This window comes from Aeromonas tecta, from assembly GCF_000820185.1.
GTDB lineage: Bacteria > Pseudomonadota > Gammaproteobacteria > Enterobacterales > Aeromonadaceae > Aeromonas > Aeromonas tecta.
In genome coordinates this window covers 68216-87746 of record NZ_CDCA01000022.1, presented here as the reverse complement: position 1 = coordinate 87746, position 19531 = coordinate 68216, and the positions used below count along the sequence as shown (strand labels likewise).

Below are 19531 nucleotides of genomic sequence, written 5' to 3'. Positions count from 1 at the left end.
CGCCAAGGTTGATCAGACCAGAGGGTGGAAGCCTGAATTCGGTTAAGAGGATTGAGGCCCACATAGCAAAACGCCCCGACATAGCGGGGCGTTTTTTTATGGGCGGCGGGCTGGCTTATTGAATGCTCTTGCCCGCGCGCACGTCCTTGATGATGGCCTGCAGGCTGGCGAGATCGCGCGGGGCGCCGCGCAGGATCTGGTCACCGATGATGAAGGCCGGGGTACCTGAGATGCTCATGGCTTCAGCCAGGGCGCGGTTGGTACCGAGGTTTTTGTCGATGCTGCCATCCTTGATCTTGGCCTCGACCTTGCTCCAGTCTACGCCGGCAGCCTTGGCGACTTCTTTCACCTGGGCTTCGTCGGATAGCGGACCCTGGTGGGCATACAGCTTGTCGTGGAAGGCCTGGTACTTGTCAGGCTGACCGAGCTGCACCGCCAGTGCAGCACGGGCGGCGTAGTAGGAGGTCTCGCTCAGGATCGGGAACTGCTTGTAGATGTAGCGAATGTCCTTGTCTTCCCCGAGCAGCTGCTTGATGAGCGGGTGAGCGCGCTTGCAGTAGCCACAGTTGTAATCGAAGAATTCGACCACGGTCAGGCTGCCCTTGGGATTGCCGATTTCGGGATCCTGATTGGCGTAAAGCTGCTTGGCATGGGCCTCGATCAGCGACTTGTCGTTGGCGGACTGCTGGCTCTCTTGCTTGGCACGCAGGGCATTGGACATCTCGACCAATATTTCCGGATTCTTGACCAGATAGTCGCGCACGATCTGCTCGACATCCGTTTTGGTCAGCTCACTCGCCTGCACCGGCGATGCAAGCAGGGTCGCGCCAGTCAAGGCTGCGATCAGGGCATGTTTGATTCTCATAAGTCCATCTTGCTGGGAATATCGTGGTGGCCACTATAGTGGGTGAGTCTGTTTTCAAGTCAAGTTATCCGGTTGAAAAAGCGCGGCTTATGCCCGGTTCAGGGTTTTTTTGCGTGATTTTGCCGAATAAATCGGCAAACGGTTTGTAGGGGGATTTACAAGCCGGGGAGCGATGGGTAGTATTCGGCGCACTGCTGCGGAGGGGTGGCAGAGCGGCTGAATGCACCGGTCTTGAAAACCGGCGATGGGCGACCATCCGTGGGTTCAAATCCCACCTCCTCCGCCATTCATTTAGAGCCCATCTCATTGATTGAGATGGGCTTTTTCATATCTGCAATTTATGCGGGCAGCCGCGGGCGCTGATGCCGTTCGGTGGGGCATGCTTGCTTTAGCGATGCGCACCCTGGCTGGCCCTCGTGTTTCCTACTCTGCCTTCTCCTTGCCCTGTCTGACGATCTGCTTTGGCGAGAAGCCAAACAGCTTTCGAAACGCCGTGATGAAGTTCGCCGCATGATGGTAACCCGCATGCTCGGCAGCCTCTTGCAGTGACATGCTGCGCTCCTCCAGCCTGACCTTTACCTCCTGCAATTTTCGCTCACGCAAATAGCGCTGCAGACTCATGCCCAGCTCCTTCTTGGCCGCCCGCTGCAGGGTGGAGACACTCATGCCAAGCGTATCTGCGATGTCGGCCAGGGCCATCTCGTCCACCTTTTCATCCATTAGCAGCATCTTCAGGCGGGTCGGCTGTTCGTTGTGGCGCTGGCTGGAGACGAAGGCGATCTGCTGGATGTTGACCATCAGGCTCTCCCAGACGGTGAGGGCGAACGCCTCCCGCATCAGCATCTCGGGGGCATTCTGGCTGCTGGTGAGGTTCAGGGCCTCCGCTATCTGGCCAAGGTGCGGGGGCAGGGTCCAGTCGAAGCGGCTCAGATGATGGCTGAAGATCCGCTCGAATGAACCGCGATGCTTGCCGGCCATCTGCCGCTCGAGCCAGGGCAGGCAGAGGGAGAGGACGATGCTGCGACTGCGAATATTTGCCTTGGCGGCCCCCTGCACCAGGTCGGGCTCGGTATAGAGGATGGCAGTGGCGATGATGGGATCGGACTTGTGGAAGCGACAACCCCGCAGGCGGTGGGTGGCGCCATAGGTCATCAGCGCCTTGCTCTCGAGCGGAATGGCGATGATGAGCTGGGGCGGCAGCTCGCGCTGGGTCGAGAAGTCCGCCTTGTGGACTATGTCCTTGTTATGAAACAGGATGCCGTCCTGGATCATCAGGTTTTCCACCCTGCCGACAAACAGGCCGCGTTTGCGAACCGCCGTATCTCTTACCACTGCGCCACTCATGTTCACTTTGACCATATCGAAGAGTTAAATGACCAGACCGCAAAACTACTGCGGAAACTTGGATGCTATATTAGCCCCCTAAAAATCAAATGAAAATCATTATCATCTATGTTCGGGGGTCACTCTCACTATGGTCGTCTTTAAGGATAAAGCGCCAAGCCCACTGGCTTTGGCCGTCTCTGCCGCTCTGGCGGTTACCGTTGTTTCCCCGGTCTGGGCACAAACAGCGAACATAACGCCGGATGAAACCGTCGTCGTCTATGGCAACCCGCTCTACGGGATGGCGCCGTCGGAGGATACGGGGGGTTACAGCGTCGATGCGGCCACGGTCGGGACCAAGACCCCGGCGGCCCTCAAAGACATTCCCCAGTCGATCACAGTGCTGACCAACGACTACATCGAGGAGCGCAACTTCGTCGCGGTGGACGACTTGGCGAAATACACCCCGGGCCTGCGCACCATGGTCAACGACAGCGGTCGCTCCTCCATCTTCTCCCGCGGTTACGAGTACGACGAGGTGAACCTCAACGGCCTGCCCTCGCCGATGCAGAGCAAGTTCGGCACTCTGCCATCCCTGGCCGCCGTGGATCGGGTGGAGATCATGCGCGGCCCCTCCGGCCTGTTCAACAGCACCAGCGAGTTGGGTGGCGTCATCAACATGGTGCTCAAGCGCCCGACCGACGCCTTCAAGGGCTCGGTCACCGCCCGCTACGGCAGCTGGGACAGGCACTATCTGGAAGCGGATCTGGGTGGGGCGCTCAACGAAGAGGGCTCCCTGCGTGGCCGCGCCGTGGTGGCCAATGCCGACATCAAGAACCAGGTCGATTACAACAACAACGACAACGGTACCTATTACGGCACCCTGGAGTTCGATCTCTCGGATCGCACCCTGCTGTCGGTTTATGCCCTGCACCAGACCAAGGACATACTGCCCACCAACGGGCTGCCGGCCTATAAAGATGGCACCATGCTCGACATCGGCCGCAGCACCTACCTGGGGTCGGATGAAGACTTCTTCGACGCCGACACCACGGACGTGGGCGCCAGCCTCCAACATGCCTTCGCCAACGGCGGGGTCGCGCAGCTCTCGGCCCGCTACATGGATCACGACATGCAGCTGGAGCAGACCTTCACCAACGGCCCGGTGGACGCGGCGGGGAATACCGGGCTGATGTTCAATGGCCAGGCGAACCAGCAGAAAAACATGGCGTTTGATGCCAACTACAGTCAGATGTTTGGTCTGCTGGGACACAAGAGCGAGTTCGTGCTGGGCTCCGACTACAAGCGCTATGAGTCCGACATCCAGACCTACACCAACCGCAACATCGGCAAGATCAACGTCTTCAACTTCGATCCGACCACGGTCGCCAAGCCGACCTACAGCTACACCAAGAATGACCACGAGGAGCAGTCCGAGCTCGGTCTCTACGGCAAGGTGACCTGGCGCCTGCTGGAGCCCCTTGCGGTGATCACCGGTGCTCGCGTCTCCTGGTACGATCTGGACACCGTCAACACCACCCTGAGCTCGGGGGCACAGAGCAGCGAGTCCGGCGAGTTCAACGGCAAGTTCACCCCCTATGCCGGGGCCGTCTATGACCTGACCGACGAGCATGCGCTCTACGCCAGCTACTCCCAGGTGTTCAAGCCGCAGACCAGCCAGGATGAGAGCGGCAACATGCTCAAGCCGCGGGAAGGCAGCCAGTGGGAGACCGGCATCAAGTCCGCCCTGCTGGACGGCCAGCTCAATACCCGGGCGACCGCCTATCTGATGAAGGACAGTAATATCGCCGCCCAGGCCTATGACGATCAGGGTATCGCCATCACCAACACCTACTGGGCGACCGGCAAGGTGGACACCCAGGGGGTGGAGCTGGAGGCGACCGGTTACCTCAGCCAGAACTGGATGGTGATGACGGGTTATACCTTCACCGACATCGAGGAGAAATCCGGCGATCACAACCCGAAATTCGATGCGATCCCGCGTCACTCCCTGTCACTGTGGACCGACTACCATGTGGCGGACTGGGTACAGGGGCTGCACCTAGGGGCGGGGATGACGGCGGTCAGCGACTACTCCTTCAACCAGAAGGGGGTAGAGACCCATCAGGGGGGCTATGCCTTGTTTGATGCGGCGGTGCGCTACGACATCAACGACAAGATGCAGGCGACCCTGAACGTCTACAACATCTTCGATCGCGAGTACTTCTATCGGGTCGGCTCGACCAGCACCTTCAACATGTATGGCGAACCGGCCAACCTGATGGCCGGTTTCACCTACAAGCTGTAACGATCGACGGCAACAGGGCCCGCCGGCCCTGTTGCTGTTTCCCGTGCCATCCATACAAGGCGCCAGCGGCGCATTCCCGCCGCCAGGCTGTGACTCACCCTATGAACAGACTCATCGCGATACTACTCACCATGCTCAGTCTCTCTTCTGCCCAGGCAGACCTGCTCCACTACGCTGAGGGCTTCAGCCATCACTCGGCCCTGCTCAATGAAACCCGGCAATACAGCGTCTATCTGCCGGATGACTATGCACAGAAGCCGAGCCAGCGCTTTCCCGTACTCTATCTCCTGGACGGGGAGAAGTTCCTGCTGGAAGTGGCCGGCATCACCCAGGCGCTGCGGGCCGGGCTCAATCCGGCGATCCCGTCCCTCATCATAGTGGCGGTGCACAATACCGATCGGATGCGGGACTACACCCCGAGCCACACCATGGCGCTGCCCAACGGGGTGCCGGCGGGGGCCGGCTATGCCAAGACCGGGGGCGGCCCTGTCTTCATGCAGTATCTGACGAAAGAGCTGCGCCCCCTCATAGAGGGCCGCTATCGCACCGCCTCACCGGCCCTACTGGTGGGCCACTCCCTCGGGGGCTTGCTGACCCTGGACGCGGTGGCAAGAGACGCAGGCCAGTTTCAGGGCTATCTCTCGGTCGATGCCAGCCTCTGGTTTGACTACCCCCACAACTACCAGCGCATCGAGCGGGCCCTGACCCAGCCTCTCAAGCACGCCTCCTCCCTGTTTATCGCGGTGGCCAACAACCCCTACACCCCGGGCTTCGGGCGCTCCGAGTTTCATCGGGATCACCTGCGCCAGTTTGCCCAGAGCGTGACGGCGGGGCCCGGTCAGAACCTTCATGTCACCCATCGTTACTATGAGGAGGAGGATCACCACAGCGTCTACCACCTGGCGGTCTATCAGGGGCTGCAGTGGCTGTTTCAGGGTTACCGGCTGGACTTGACCCCGGGTGTCTTCAACCGGCAGGAGGTCATAGGGCGCTACGATACCCTGAACCGCCAGCTCGGCAGTGCGCTCAAACCGGAGCGGGAGAATCTGACGGATATCAGGGACAAAGCCACCCGCTGGCCCCAGATGCAGATCGCCCCGGCCGAGGCTGACGCCCTGCTTAAGCACTATTACGGCGACAACAAATAGTACGGCTAGTACATCGGCCAATGGCTCGCTGGCCGATCGCAAACCAGTGGCGGCGCCCGCTTTTCAGATGGGTGCCGCCATTGTCTCTTCGCTCTGTCCCGCTCGGGCAAGACGTTACTCGCATCGACAGGCCCTGGTGACGACTCATCATAGTGCCGACCTCGTGCCGACCTCTGGCCCAGCGACGCCCTCTTTTCCCCTGTCAGGAGAGGCGCTTCCTCTTGGTGAGACGTTATCCGTTTTATTATTCGCCAGATGAATGACCAATAGAAATCCATCCACCAGATGAATAAAGCTGAGCCTCCATGCCGGTGTGTCGGCTCTTGTGGCGCAACCAGCGGCCAACATCAACCGCTGCCGGCCACAGGGTGAGTGTGCTGATGGGTAGGTTTGTGGGTTGCCGTTGTCTGGATCGAGTGGCGCGGCCGAGTGGTTGGCGACTTGCCCGAGAGTGTGCCATTCATGCCGCATGAGCTAGTCAAATATGCTAAGTAAGCCAGATTTTTCATGCTAAAGGCATGGTTTCTGGAGTTTTTATTTACTAAATATATTAATAATTAGGCCTCCGACCCTTTTTATGGGATGGTTAGGTCTGGTTTCGAGTGGTTCCGCCCATTCATTTATAGGGCCCAGGTGACTCGAGTCACTGGGTCTTTTTGTTTTTTGTAGCCAGGCTGTTGCGACATGTTAACGGCTGGTTCAGCGCCCATTGGGGTTGTGGTTGAACAATATGGCTACCGTTTTCAAGCAAGATCGTGACATGGATACAACTGACGCATTAGACCTCATCTCCCAGTTCGATCGGGCCAGCGATGAACGCACCATAGTGGCGTTGTTGCGTAAATTAACGGAGCAAATGGGCTTCGATCATTTTCGTCTGGCCCTTATTTTTCCCAATACCATACAGCGACCGGATGTCACCATCTTCAATGGCTGCCCGCCTGCCTGGGTGGACGCTTACAGCAAGGCAAACTTCTTTGCCATCGATCCAGTGGTGTTGCGGGGCATGGTGCAGAGTACGCCCATCCTGTGGGCGGATCTGATGGGCGAGGGGGCGTGCGACGAGCAGAGCCTGGCGGTCATGACGCTGGCGCAGGAGGCGGGGCTGCGCGATGGCATCACCTTCCCCTGGCATGGTGCAAACGGTCATGTTGGATTGCTGTCCCTGATCACGCGCGAGCCGAGAACAGGATCAGAGTGGCTGGCCGTCGTTCCCTCGCTGACCTGGTTATCCATGCACATCTTCGAAGCCGTGGCGCGGGTCTGCCTGGTGGGATTGTCTCCCCACGATGCCCTGAGCCTGCGTGAGCTGGAGGTGTGCCGCTGGGCGGCAGAGGGCAAGCAGACCAGCGACATCGCCCAGATCCTGGGGATCACCCCGCGCACCGTGACGTTTCATCTGAACAATGTGGTCACCAAGCTGGGGGCGAGCAGCAAGTGCCAGGCCATTTCCTGGGCGCTCAAGCAGGGGGTCGTCAGGTTGAATGTGGAGCTGGCATCGGTGGCCAATGTCGACGAGTTGCAGTGATTTAGTCCATTCGGCGCAACAGATGGCGTGACATGCAATATATTGCACTGGTTGGGCAATGTTCGGTGGTGTAAAAATTTGCAGGGCACAAGCTTTTGCGTTGCCATGCCGACTGATGAACGGTGAGAAACTCTAACACATTGAAATTATTGAATTAAAAAGAGTGGCATGGTCACTGCTAATGGTTCGGTCGAGTGTCATTACCGTTTAACCAATCAGGAGCATACTCATGCCAACTCCATGTTATATCAGCATCGAAGGTAAAACCCAGGGCAACATCACCGCCGGTGCCTTCACCTCCGACTCCGTCGGCAACATCTTCGTGCAGGGCCACGAAGACGAGATGCTGGTACAAGAGTTCCAACACATCGTCACAGTGCCGACCGATCCGCAATCCGGTCAACCCGCTGGTCAGCGTGTCCACAAGCCGTTCAAATTCACCGTCGCGCTGAACAAAGCCGTGCCGCTGATGTACAACTCCCTGGCCTCCGGCGAAATGCTGCCGAAAGTGACCCTGAAGTGGTACCGCACTTCCGTGGAAGGCAAGCAGGAGCATTTCTTCAGCACAGTGCTGACCGATGCCACCATCGTCGACATCGACTGCCAGATGCCCCACTGCCAGGATCCGGCGAAGTCTGACTTCACTCAGCTGATCCAGGTCTCCCTGGCCTATCGCAAGATTGACTGGGAACACACCGTTGCCGGTACCTCAGGTGCCGATGACTGGCGCGCGCCCATCGAGTCATAAGCCTCGGTGTTATCAAGCTATTCCTTGTAGTGCATTTCTGGGCCTGACTGCCACTGTCGGTGACAGCCAGGCTTGTGCAAGCTTTCTCCAACCTGCCTGTTTGGGCCGGTTGGAGCTTTTGTGCTTTGCCATCTGGCCGCGGGCCGGATGGCAAAGCACAACAGAGGCCAGTCGTGATCTGTCCCTCCATGGCATTCGGCTTGGGCAGCGGGCAGGCAGGATAAGGAGCCACTGATGGCAGACAGCACAGGATTACAATTTACCGTCAAGGTGGGGGCCCTGCCCGAGAGCACCTTAGTGGTGGCCGAATTTGCGCTGGAGGAGGCGCTAAACGGCCCCTTCCAGTTGAGGCTGGAACTCGCCAGCGCTCAGCCGGACGTCGACTTTGGCGCCGTGCTGGACCAGCCCTGTGAGCTCTTGGTGTGGTACGAGGGCGATCTGCAGCGGCGGGTGTGCGGAGTGGTGAGCGACGTTGCGCAAGGAGACAGCGGCTTTCGCCGTACCCGTTACCAGCTCCTGGTACAGCCGGCGCTGTGGCGGCTCTCTTTGCGCCAAAATTCGCGTATCTTCCAGGCCCAGAAGCCGGACGAAATCCTCTCCATCCTGTTGCAAGAGCACGGCATCACCGACTATGCCTTCGCGCTCAAAAACGAGCATGCCCAGCGGGAATACTGCGTTCAGTATCGGGAGACGGACTTAGATTTCGTGAACCGCCTAGCCGCCGAAGAGGGGCTGTTCTATTTCCATGAGTTCGAGGCTGGCAAACATCGTATCGTCTTTGCCGATGATGCCGCGGCCCTGACCGCCGGCCCTGAGCTCTTCTTCAACCTCGGTAACCGCTCGCTGGAGCAGGGCCCCTATGTGCGCCAGTTCCACTACCGCGAAGCGGTGCGAACGTCGGATGTGGAGCTCAAAGACTACAGCTTCAAGACCCCGGCCTATGGCCTCTCTCACAAAAAGCTCGGTGCCGAACTCGAACATCAGCGAGATACCTACCAGCACTTCGACTCCCCGGGCCGCTACAAGCTGGACCCGAGTGGCAAGGCCTTTGCCCAGCACCGGCTCGACGCCCTGCGCAATGATGCCGTCACCGGCCAGGGTAAGTCCAACTGTGCGGCCCTGCTGCCGGGCCAATATTTCTCCCTCACCGAACACCCGAACGGCAGCCTCAATGCCGATTGGCAAATCGTGCGCATCAGCCACACTGGCTCGCAGCCCCAGGCGCTGGAAGAGGAGGGGGGCAGCGGCCCCACCGTCTATCACAACGAATTCGGGGTGGTCAAAGCGAGCACCAGTTGGCGCGCGCGCATTGGCAGTCCGGAAGCACCTCACAAGCCCATGGTGGACGGCCCGCAAATCGCCACCGTAGTGGGGCCAGAAGGGGAAGAGATCTACTGCGACGAGCACGGCCGGGTGAAGCTGCAATTTCCCTGGGATCGCTATGGCTCGAGTAACGACCAGAGCTCCTGCTGGGTGCGGGTGAGCCAGGGCTGGGCCGGTGGTCAGTACGGCATGATGACCATCCCGCGTATCGGCCACGAGGTGATCGTGAGCTTCCTCGAAGGTGACCCGGATCAGCCGATCATCACCGGCCGTACCTATCACGCTACCAATCGGCCCCCTTATGAGCTGCCAGCCAACAAGACCCGCACCGTGCTGCGTACCGAAACCCATCAGGGGGAGGGCTTCAACGAGTTGAGCTTCGAAGATCAGGCGGGCAAGGAAGAGATCTATATCCACGGTCAGAAAGACCTGAACCTGCTGATTGAGGACGATGCGGCCTGGCACATCAAGCACGACGAGCACCGGGACATCGACAATGAGCGGGTGACCCGCATCAAGGCCAATGACCACCTCACCGTGAACGGCGAGAAGCGGGATCACATCAAGGGCGACTATTCGCTCACCGTGGATGCCTCCATGCACCAGAAGCTGGGGCAGTCCCTGCTGGTGGAGGCCGGTAGCGAAGTTCACCACAAGGCGGGCATGAAGATAGTGATGGAGGCGGGCTCAGAGCTGACCCTGAAAGTGGGGAGCAGCTTCGTCAAGATAGACCCAAGCGGCGTCACCCTCAGCGGCGGCTCCATCAAGATAAATTCGGGCGGCAGCCCGGGATCAGGCTCCGGCTGGGCGGGGCAAATGCCGCTCCAACCCGGCGAGGTGGAAGTGGTGGCGCCGCCTCCCCCGATGGAGCCTGCGCGTCAAATCGCGACGCTCAAATCGGCTGAGCCGGTTTGCGAGATCTGTGAGCAGCTGGCGGCGCAAGAGGGAACGGGGGGATGATCTCTGCCCAAAATGGCGCCTTCCCCGACATAGAGTTGTCCGAAGGGGAGCAACTCTATCTGATGCTGGACGGTGCCCGTATTGACGGGGTGGAGCGCGTGTTGTTCGAGCAAGTTGAGACCCCGGCCTATCAGCCCCTCTATCTCTATTCCCCTTGGGACAGTCTGCGGGAAGTAAGCCCCTGCCTGGTCTGCGTGACCCCAATTCTGTTGGAATGGTTCATACAAAACCGTGAGTCGTCATGGGGTTACCTGTTATCGTCTCGGCTTCCATTGCTCCCCATGGCTGAGAAACTTCGCTCTCTGATCGAAGCGGAAAGCCCCTATGCCAGCCGGATACTGCTCAAACTGGCGATGCCCGAAACCATGTGGCGTCTGTTCATGGATGATGAGCCCTGGCTGTGGCAGGGTGTGGGTCAGGTATGGATCCCCATGCGGAGAGGAAGTGAGTACCTCTGGTGGCACAAGAAGGCCAAACCCGAGCTGGATAACCCTGTTGGTACAAGATTCAGGCTTTCTGATCCCCAATGGGAGCATTTGGGTGAGGTGAGTTGGCTGCATGTTTTGGATGGGATCCGAGAGCATATGCTCACCTGGTTCCCTGACCGTTGGCAGGAGCAGGCCGAGCCGGATCTCTGGTTGGCCCATTGGGCAGAGCAAGCCTACGGTATGGGGTTTGAAAGTGAGCGAGATCTGCTGTTGTTCTTCAATGTGCTCGGCTATCTCGGTAGTCATTGGTATGACGAAGAGGAACATCCAGGGCTCAAGACACTGATCACCCAGGCGTCGGCACAGACACCGTCACAACGCATTGAACAAGCCGCCGAGCTGGCTGAAACATTGAGTAAGAAGGATCGAGACGCATGAGTTCGCCCAATCAAGCCGCCCAGTGTGCAAGTACGACCAATGGCAAGAGCCCGGCAGGGGTTTGTCCACTTAAAAACAAGAAGATAGCCATAGTGCCGCTACGCTATGCCATCGATGAGCCTTCCTCTCCACCCAAGCCGCAACCTCATCCATTGCCAGCTGGTGCTGGCTTCATTGCCCCTGTCAAATTCAAGTCTCATCACCATACCCTGCGTCAGCTGCGTGATGGCTGGCTCTATGCTTATGACGAAACAACCAAAGGTCTTGATGAGTATGAAGTGAAGGGGGCCGTTTTCATCAGTCAGAGCAAGGGGAGCAAGGGCCATCTGCTCTATCCGGCTACTCATACATTATCCCTCATATATTCTCCTCAGCGTTGGACGGGACGTATCAAGAAAGAGATGGAGAAAAATAGCGGCTTGCGCAGTGCTTGGATGCGACAAGTCAAACTGGGCAGCTTTGCCAGTACCATGAAGGCCCCCCATTGCGGCCTGCCCGATGTTCTCGACAAGGTTGCAGATCTGGGGCTGCCGAACAAGGGGTTTGCCCTATCCTGTACACCCCTTGCCAAACCAGCTGAAGAGGATCAGCAAGGGATCAAACTATTGGCACATAAACCTGCCGGCTCACCTACTGCCTACAAGGCGGGAATACCGGATCTCAAGAGTGCCATGGTGGTGGCGCTTAATGACTATCTTGCTGATCTTGCTGACCTCACCATGACGGTCAATATGTTACTGGGCAAGCGTGTGGATCTGCTGGGTAAGGACAAGCAGAGCAGAGAGGCAAACAGCCATAAATTGATGATGGCTGAGGTAACGCGCAGTCTGGCCCGAGTCCGCCTGGATGAAAAGGACTTGCCCGCTTCTGTCAGGGGCAATGTGGCCAAGACCCAAGCATTTGAAGATGCGCTGGATGACTATCTGGGTGATCGCTATCTTGCCGACACGGAGAGCATGAGCCCGGAGCCTGGGGTTATCAACTTCAACTCCCCCATGGCGAGACAGGCCGATGCGAAGCTGAAAATCCTGCGGGAACAATATGGTTTCAATCCCTCTCAAAAGCAGGTCAATCAATGGAAAGAACGAGCCGCGTTTCAGGATGAAGTTGATTGGAACGGCCTAAATGCCTTTATCAAGCAGTATCAGGTGCCACTCAATGAGCTGGAGCAGGCGTTGACTTTGGCTCATGAGGACCTGTTCAATGGTATGACCCGCCTCAAGGCTGATCCGTTGCCCTTTGGTCTGGACAATAGAACAGACAAGGGACAAGCCTATCTGCAGGTCCTGTTTGCCGAGGCTGGGCAGGCGCTCTCTCTCAGTTGCAGTACTGAAGCTCGGAAGAAAGCTCTGGAAAAACTGCTTGATAAAAAGGTAAGTGACAACTTGCTGGCGCTAGCCCCCTATGGTTTTGATGCCGTGTTGCACAAGGGGTTGAGCGAGCAGACGGTGGACAATACCTTGCTCAGTACCTCGTCTGGCGACATGACGGCGCTGTCTGGTCGAACAGCAGATCTGGAGACATTGTTGGGAGAGGACAGGCTCAAGCAAAAACCTTGGTTCCAGACTGTCGAAGCTGTGATAGACGCAATGAAAGCGGCGGGAAAATCCATAGCCAAGGGGGCTCACGCTCAAATCATGGCAGCCATTTTGCCCCACGCCTGGAAGAACAGCCCGCTAGGTAACCTGAGACTGGTACTGCTGGAGTCACTGCTTGGAGATAAACCGCTAGTGGTTAATCACGACTATCGGATGCTCCACAGCAGCTTCCTACAACGGGTCAGGGCCATTACCAAGGAGATGTCGGCCATCAGCTCACCACCACCCGGACGTAGTACCACGGTGCGGGCCATCAATGGTCAGCTAAAAAACCTGCAACTGCGGCTGGATACTCTGATAGCCAGCGAAATGCCCTTGTTGGTCAAACTGAAAGGCGATCTCTACCAGCAGCAGGCCAGACAATATATCGGCGACTATCTGGCGAACGTGCGCAGCGGAGTGAACCTACGCATCACCGCTATGAATGAAAGAGTTCCCAACTTGGCGACCTTTGGGGGGTTGGTGGCCCTGCTCAACCTCTGGAACCTGACTGTGATCATTGGTGGGGCGGCACAAAATGCCAAGTCGATCGGCCAGTCACGAGCCAATATGCAACTGGGCTCGGCTTTTGCCTGGACGGGTAATGCTATAGCTGCGCTTTACCAAGGGGCTGCGTGGGGAGAACTTAAAAAATTACAGGCGGGAGAAAAACCCCTTACATCCATATCTATTAAAAATGCAAAAATCGGTGAACATGCCGCAGTGGCACAATCGTTCTCTTTGCGAATGTTGGCTTTTTCAAGCCTTGGAATGGTTGCCGCAGGGCTAGAAGCTTGGGATAGCGCCTTGGCAAGTCAGGATCCTTTAATCAGTGAGATAGAAAAGTCGTTATTGGTTGCTAAAACTATTGTGCTGGGAGGGCAGGCTGTAATATTTGGTGCTCAAATATTCATGACTCTTGGAAGCATGGGGGGGGCAAGCGTGACGATTGGTGCGGTGTTGGCCCCTTGGATGGCTGTTAGCCTATTTGTGTTGGGCATTGCCTATTTGTTACTGACAATACTACTTAATATTTTTAAGAGATCAGATCTGGAGAAATGGTTGCTGCAATCTACTTGGGGCAAGCAACCTGCCAACTGGTCTGCAGAAGATGAGTTGGCTCGATTCGAGCTGCTGGTCAATAAACCAGGTGCCAGTTTGAGTGTTGTACGCTCGTCCCCCCAGGGCTGGATGGACACTGGCCTCCCTCAGTGGCAGTTGCAACTTTCTCTGCCGGCTCATTTACGCGATCAAACCATAGGGTTGAACATCATTGGTCAGCCTCTTGCTCGCGCTGGTCAGATGGTGCCGGTACGCTCCAAAGAGGATCTAGCGCGTTATCAGGCAGCTATGCAGCCCAAGACGCTGGAGACACAACGCGGGCGCTGGGATGAGTTGGTTTATACCCTGCCGCTTGGTGTCAGTACTAATACTGCCATCAAGCTGGAGTTGGGTTATCTGAATGGCATGAGACAACGAGAATTCATTTTCAAGGGTAGTAGTAACAGTAGCGGCCTCATCGCATTGGAGACAAGCTCAGGCGAGTTGGGAGCCATGCCTGCACTTATGGTCGGCAAGCAAGGGAACAAATAATGGACAAGGCGAACGAGGTCATAGAGGTGAGCGAGCAAGAGACCACCTTCCATCTGTTACCGCAGGAGGAGCAGCAACGTATTCTCGATTCCAATCAAAAAAGGGTGCGTGAAGCTCCGATACTACATGAATGGAACATTAGGGTAAAAACACCCCATACTTGGTTTATTATATCAATACCAATAGGGATTTTGATCTTTATTGGGGCCTGGTTGGTGTCGGGTGGTAATATGATATCTCTAGGTTGGGGGTTGATTTTTATGGGGGGCGGGCTGTCCCTTTATTTTCGTTATTTAGTAATGGCTGATAAAGATTATCATTACCGCCTTACAACCGAGGGGCTTATCGCTATTTATCAGGATTCCATCCCTGAAATAGCTTATAAAATAGTCCGCGGCTTGGCTTGGTTGGGTGTACTTGTATGTGTTATGGCTGCAGCCGTATTAGGACCACTAGCCTTGGCTGGTGCTGGCGGCATGGCACTTTTTGCAATTTTCTTTACTGATTTCAAAAATGAAAAAAACATAGAATATACTTTATTCAATAAAGATAAAGTTAATGTGATTAAGGTAGTCAGTGATGCTACCTTTGTTCAATTCGAAACAGTACCATTTGGTTACTCTGGGTTTGCAAATTTTTACTGTCATAAAAGCGATTTGAAAAACATATTGTCATCTTTGCTGTCAATATTAAATTGTCGAGAATACAGAGAGTTTAAAACAGTTTTATCATTAAATATGGCCCCTCACAGCTCTCTGGATGTCGGCGTACCAAGAAGGCTAGATTAGCTTATTCAGTAATAATCAAGATGGCGCTGTTTATTGGTAGAATCCTTCATTTTTGGGTTGTTAATGAATAGGTTTAGGGGACGTTGGATTATGGCTTGCTCGACTCGCACCTAATGGAAGCTACAGCTCCCACTACTGGCTCATTTGTGTGGACAGGCCATAAGGTTGAAGGTGAGCCGTGAACCTTTGGCCAAAGCTGGTCAGTTGGTGCCTGTGTATGCCAAAGAAGATATTGAGTACAGCTTGGCAGCCATACTGCCCAAGGTGATGGAACACGTTGTGCGGCCGTGATATGCCCTTGGTACCAGTATCTCTTCCTCTACAACATTCACATTGCCATCCTGTTCTGCATGATGGTGATTCGAAGTTGGCCGGGGAGCAGCCCAATCAGATGCTGCAGGCTTTTCTGGCGGGGATGGAGGCGGGTGGCGAGGCTGATACGGGTGGTAAGTGGCTCGGTGGCGATGGGGTGATAGCTGACGCCGTGGGGGTGCAGCTCGCTCACCGAGCGCGGGATGATGGCGACCCCGAAACCGGCCTGCACCATACCGACGGTGGAGATTACCTGCGGGCTCTGGCTGCCGAGGCGGGGGCTGAAGCCAGCCCGCTGGCAGCGCTGGGTGATGGCGTCGTGCAGTCCGGGCCCGAGCTCTCGGGGGAACAGGATAAAGGGATCCTGCGCCAGCGCCTCGATGGGGATGGCGCCACTGTCGGCCAGCGGATGATGCGGGGGGAGGGCGATCAGCATCTCCTCCTCCTCGATCAGGTGGTGGGCCAGCGCCGAACTACTGCTGCAGGGTAGGCGCAGGATGGCGGCATCCAGATCCTCGCTCACCAGATCGCGCACCAGGTTGGGCATGCTGTTCTCGATGGGGTGCAGGCTGATATCCGGCCAGGCCTGGCGAAAGTCGTGAATGAGTTGCAGCACGCTCGGGTGCAGCACGGTGGAGCCGGCAAAGCCGAGGCGCAGCGAGCCCAGCTGGCCGCGAGCAATGCGCCTGGCCTTCTGCATGGCCTGCTCGGTCTGCGCCAGTATCCCCTTGGCATCCTGATAGAGGCTCAGCCCAGCCTCGGTCAGCTCCACACTGCGGGTCAGCCGGTGAAACAGCGGCGTGCCCACTTCCTGTTCGAATTTGCGGATCTGCTGGCTGAGCGGAGGTTGGGCCATGCCCAGCGCCTCGGCGGCGCGGGTAAAGCTTTGTTTATCTGCCACGGCTACCAGGTAGCGCAGGTAACGGAATTCCATATCTGGTACGTCTCGAAGCTGATGGGTTTGAATATTGGTATCAAACCGTGACATTGGTCACTATTGAATCCTGATTTTTCAACCTAACAGGATTAGAGGTGAAATCCAAATGGAAACTAATTCGTCATGTGACTGCGCCATTGAGATAAGCCAGCAGTTTGCTCGCTGGCAGGCTCGCCAGGGGGGCGGCGAGGTCTACCAGAGCTCCCTGATGAGTGCCCTGCTGGCGGGGGTTTACGAGGGGGAGACCACCATGGCCGACCTGCTGCGCCACGGTGACTTCGGCCTCGGGACCTTCAATCGGCTCGAAGGCGAGCTGATTGCCTTCGATCGCCAGATCCATCAGCTCAAGGCTGACGGCTCGGCCCGCCCGGCCAGGGCCGAGCAGAAGACCCCGTTTGCGGTGATGACCCACTTTCGCCCCTGCCTGCAGCGCCGCTTCGATCACCCCCTGAGCCGCGAGGAGATCCACCTGTGGGTGGATCGGTTGGTGGGCACCGACAATGTCTTCGTCGCCTTTCGGCTCGACGGCCTGTTCGAACAGGCGCAGGTGCGCACCGTTCCCTGTCAGAGCCCCCCCTACAAGCCCATGCTGGAGGCCATCGAAGCCCAGCCGCTGTTCTCGTTCAACCAACGGCGCGGCACCCTGGTGGGCTTTCGTTGCCCGCCCTTCGTGCAGGGGATCAACGTGGCTGGCTATCACGAGCACTTCATCACCGAGGATCGCCGGGGTGGCGGCCACATCCTCGACTACGCCATGGGCCACGGCCAGCTGCAGTTGTCGGTGGTGCAACATCTCAACATCGAGTTGCCTCGCAATCCGGCCTTTCAGCAGGCCGACCTCAATCCCGCCGATCTGGACCGCGCCATCCGCGCCGCCGAAGGCTGAGCCCTTCGCTTAACAAGGAGTGACATCATGGAAAATCAACACTGGGCCTGTGGGGCCGAACTGGTGGTGCGCCATCTGGAGGCGCAGGGGGTCAAGCAGATATTCGGCATTCCCGGGGCCAAGATCGACAGGGTATTCGATGCGCTGGAGGACTCCCCCATCGAAACCATAGTGGTGCGTCACGAAGCTAATGCCGCCTTCATGGCCGCCGCCGTCGGCCGGCTCACCGGCAAAGCCGGGGTGGCGCTGGTGACCTCGGGGCCGGGTTGCGCCAACCTCATCACGGGTCTTGCCACCGCCACCTCGGAAGGGGATGCCATGGTGGCGCTGGGCGGGGCCGTGCGGCGGGCAGATGGCCTCAAGCTGACGCACCAGAGCCTGGATACCGTCAGCCTGTGCCGGCCGGTTACTAAGTTCAGCGCTCAGGTGGGCACCGGCTCCGTTCTCTCCGAGGTGATGGCCAACGCCTTTCGCAGCGCCGAGCTGGGACGGCCCGGAGCGGCCTTTGTCAGCCTGCCGATGGACATCATCAACGAGCCGGCCGATGGCGCCATTCTGGTACCCTACGCCATCCCCGAGCCGGGGGCGGCCGACGAGCGCGGCATCGATCGGGCGCTGAGCCTGCTGGCGCGGGCTCGCAAGCCGGTGGTGCTGCTCGGTCTGCTGGCCAGCCGACCGGAGAACTCCCTCGCGGTGCGCGCTTTCCTCGACAAGAGCCGACTGCCGGTGACGGGCACTTATCAGGCGGCCGGGGTGGTGGATATCCACCATTTCAATGACTTTGCCGGGCGGGTGGGGCTGTTCAATAACCAGCCGGGGGACAAGCTGCTGCAGGATGCGGATTTGGTGGTCTGCATCGGCTACAGCCCCATCGAATACGACCCCGTACTGTGGAACGGCACCGGCGAGCGCCAACTGCTGCACATTGATGCGCTGCCGGCGGAGATCGACAGCAGCTATTGCCCGGCGGTGGAGCTGGTGGGCTCCATCAGCGCCAACCTGGCGCGGCTGACCCGGATGCTGCACCAGCCGCTGGCGCGGGATCCGGCCATTACCGCACTGCTTGGCGAGATCTGCGCCCAGCGCCATCAGCTCGCCGAGCATGCCGGCCGGTTGGGAGGCACTCCCATCCATCCTCTGCGCATCGTCAAGGAGCTGCAGGACATCATAGGGCGGGACATGACACTGTGCGTGGACATGGGCAGCTTCCACATCTGGATTGCCCGCTACCTCTACAGCTTCCGGGCCCGCCAGGTGCTCATCTCCAACGGCCAGCAAACCATGGGGGTGGCGCTGCCCTGGGCCATCGGGGCCGCCATGGTACGACCAGGGGAAAAGATCATCTCTGTGTCCGGCGATGGCAGTTTCATGCAGTCGAGCATGGAGCTGGAGACCGCGGTGCGGCTCAAGTCCAACATAGTGCACATCATCTGGGTCGATAACGGTTACAACATGGTGGCGATGCAGGAGGAGAAAAAGTACTGCCGCAGCTCCGGGGTGAGCTTCGGCCCCATCAACTTCAAGGCCTATGCCGAATCATTCGGGGCTGCCGGGTTTGCCGTCACCTGCGCCGAGGATCTGCGATCCACCCTGCGCGCCGTCATGGAGGTGAGCGGACCGGCGGTGGTGGCCATCCCGGTGGATTACAGCGATAACCACCTGCTGATGGAGCAGCTCAGACCTGAAATGCTGAGTTGAGTCGATTTTGAACCGGCATGCTGCGAGCGGCCCGCCCCAAAGCAGAACGCCCCTTGCCGGGTGTTCTGTCATTACGAGAGGGGAGGGTTGTTCTCTAGGGCGTGAGCGAGGTGGGCATTACCATAGGGCCGACTACCGCCTGGGTGGCCTTATCACCGCGCAGTACCCGTACTATCTCGAGGGCGAACTCGATGGCGCTGCCGGGGCCCTGGCTGGTGATAAGGCGGTGAGCCTCGTCTCTCACCACCCGCTCCGTGCTGAGTTGAGCGGAGGGGAGCTGGGCCTGAAAGCCCGGATGGCAGGTAACGATGGCATTTCCCAGCAGGTGGTGGTGTTGCAACACCACTGCGGGGGCGGCACAGATGGCAGCCCGCCAGCGGCCAAGTAGCGCTTGCTCCTTGAGCAGGTCGATGGCGAGCGGGGTGTCGCGGATCGCCTCGCTGCCGGGCAGGCCGCCCGGCACGACGATGGCTTCGAAGTCACGGCTACCGAGCTCGTCGATATGGCAGTCGGCAACGATCTGCACCCCGCGGGAGGCGCGGATCTGGCGCTGCCCCGCAGGGCAGCAGGAGGCGAGCACCACCTCGATGGCGGCGCGCACCAAGGTGTCGACGATGGCGACGGTCTCGATCTCTTCCGAGCCCGGGGCAACCAATACCAATACGGTCATA

Annotated in this window: 14 protein-coding genes and 1 tRNA gene; 11 read left to right on the top strand and 4 right to left on the bottom strand. The window is 58.1% G+C overall.

Features of this window, described 5'->3' with window-relative positions:
• Window positions 1-115 precede the first annotated feature (115 nt).
• Window positions 116-865, bottom strand: a complete 750-nt coding sequence (locus BN1137_RS07480; protein ID WP_050718001.1) for a DsbA family protein — start codon at window positions 863-865, stop codon at window positions 116-118.
• A 198-nt stretch (window positions 866-1063) separates the two neighbouring features.
• Between BN1137_RS07480 and BN1137_RS07475 the strand changes: the two genes are divergently transcribed.
• Window positions 1064-1151: transfer RNA gene (locus BN1137_RS07475), tRNA-Ser, on the top strand.
• Between the two features lie 137 nt (window positions 1152-1288).
• Here BN1137_RS07475 and BN1137_RS07470 read toward each other — a convergent pair.
• Complete coding sequence (locus BN1137_RS07470) at window positions 1289-2197, bottom strand: helix-turn-helix transcriptional regulator (RefSeq protein ID WP_198150610.1); 909 nt, start codon at window positions 2195-2197, stop codon at window positions 1289-1291.
• A 142-nt stretch (window positions 2198-2339) separates the two neighbouring features.
• Between BN1137_RS07470 and BN1137_RS07465 the strand changes: the two genes are divergently transcribed.
• The 8 genes from BN1137_RS07465 to BN1137_RS07425 all read left to right on the top strand — a co-directional run bounded on the left by BN1137_RS07465 (window position 2340) and on the right by BN1137_RS07425 (window position 15027).
• Window positions 2340-4496, top strand: coding sequence for a TonB-dependent siderophore receptor (locus tag BN1137_RS07465; RefSeq protein ID WP_050717999.1), 2157 nt, complete (start codon window positions 2340-2342; stop codon window positions 4494-4496).
• Between the two features lie 101 nt (window positions 4497-4597).
• Window positions 4598-5644, top strand: a complete 1047-nt coding sequence (locus tag BN1137_RS07460; protein WP_050717998.1) for an alpha/beta hydrolase — start codon at window positions 4598-4600, stop codon at window positions 5642-5644.
• A gap of 760 nt (window positions 5645-6404) precedes the next feature.
• Window positions 6405-7172 (top strand): LuxR family transcriptional regulator, encoded by a 768-nt coding sequence (locus BN1137_RS07455; protein WP_050717997.1) that lies wholly within the window; start codon window positions 6405-6407, stop codon window positions 7170-7172.
• A 229-nt stretch (window positions 7173-7401) separates the two neighbouring features.
• Entirely contained in the window at window positions 7402-7920 is a 519-nt protein-coding gene (hcp1, locus tag BN1137_RS07450) for a type VI secretion system effector Hcp1 (protein WP_050717996.1), read from the top strand.
• Between the two features lie 234 nt (window positions 7921-8154).
• Window positions 8155-10203, top strand: coding sequence for a type VI secretion system Vgr family protein (locus tag BN1137_RS07445; protein WP_050717995.1), 2049 nt, complete (start codon window positions 8155-8157; stop codon window positions 10201-10203).
• Window positions 10200-11069 carry a DUF4123 domain-containing protein gene (locus BN1137_RS07440; protein ID WP_050717994.1) on the top strand — a complete coding sequence of 290 codons (870 nt, stop codon included), beginning with the start codon at window positions 10200-10202 and terminating at the stop codon, window positions 11067-11069. Before BN1137_RS07445 ends, BN1137_RS07440 begins: the two co-directional genes overlap by 4 nt.
• Window positions 11066-14239: a T6SS effector BTH_I2691 family protein gene (locus tag BN1137_RS07430; protein ID WP_157433670.1), complete on the top strand. Its 3174-nt coding sequence runs from the start codon at window positions 11066-11068 to the stop codon at window positions 14237-14239. Before BN1137_RS07440 ends, BN1137_RS07430 begins: the two co-directional genes overlap by 4 nt.
• Window positions 14239-15027: a hypothetical protein gene (locus BN1137_RS07425; RefSeq protein ID WP_050717991.1), complete on the top strand. Its 789-nt coding sequence runs from the start codon at window positions 14239-14241 to the stop codon at window positions 15025-15027. The genes BN1137_RS07430 and BN1137_RS07425 overlap by 1 nt, the downstream gene beginning before the upstream one ends.
• Before the next feature lie 328 nt (window positions 15028-15355).
• On the opposite strand, the gene BN1137_RS07420 is transcribed toward BN1137_RS07425, so the two are convergent.
• Window positions 15356-16273, bottom strand: coding sequence for a LysR family transcriptional regulator (locus BN1137_RS07420; protein WP_050717990.1), 918 nt, complete (start codon window positions 16271-16273; stop codon window positions 15356-15358).
• Between the two features lie 109 nt (window positions 16274-16382).
• Here BN1137_RS07420 and budA point away from each other — a divergent pair, with 109 nt between their 5' ends.
• Together budA and alsS are read left to right on the top strand one after the other, a co-directional pair.
• Entirely contained in the window at window positions 16383-17162 is a 780-nt protein-coding gene (gene budA / locus BN1137_RS07415; RefSeq protein ID WP_050717989.1) for an acetolactate decarboxylase, read from the top strand.
• Between the two features lie 27 nt (window positions 17163-17189).
• Window positions 17190-18860, top strand: a complete 1671-nt coding sequence (alsS, locus tag BN1137_RS07410) for an acetolactate synthase AlsS (RefSeq protein WP_050717988.1) — start codon at window positions 17190-17192, stop codon at window positions 18858-18860.
• Between the two features lie 94 nt (window positions 18861-18954).
• On the opposite strand, the gene BN1137_RS07405 is transcribed toward alsS, so the two are convergent.
• Window positions 18955-19530 carry a DJ-1 family glyoxalase III gene (locus tag BN1137_RS07405; protein ID WP_050717987.1) on the bottom strand — a complete coding sequence of 192 codons (576 nt, stop codon included), beginning with the start codon at window positions 19528-19530 and terminating at the stop codon, window positions 18955-18957.
• Window position 19531: the final 1 nt, after the last annotated feature.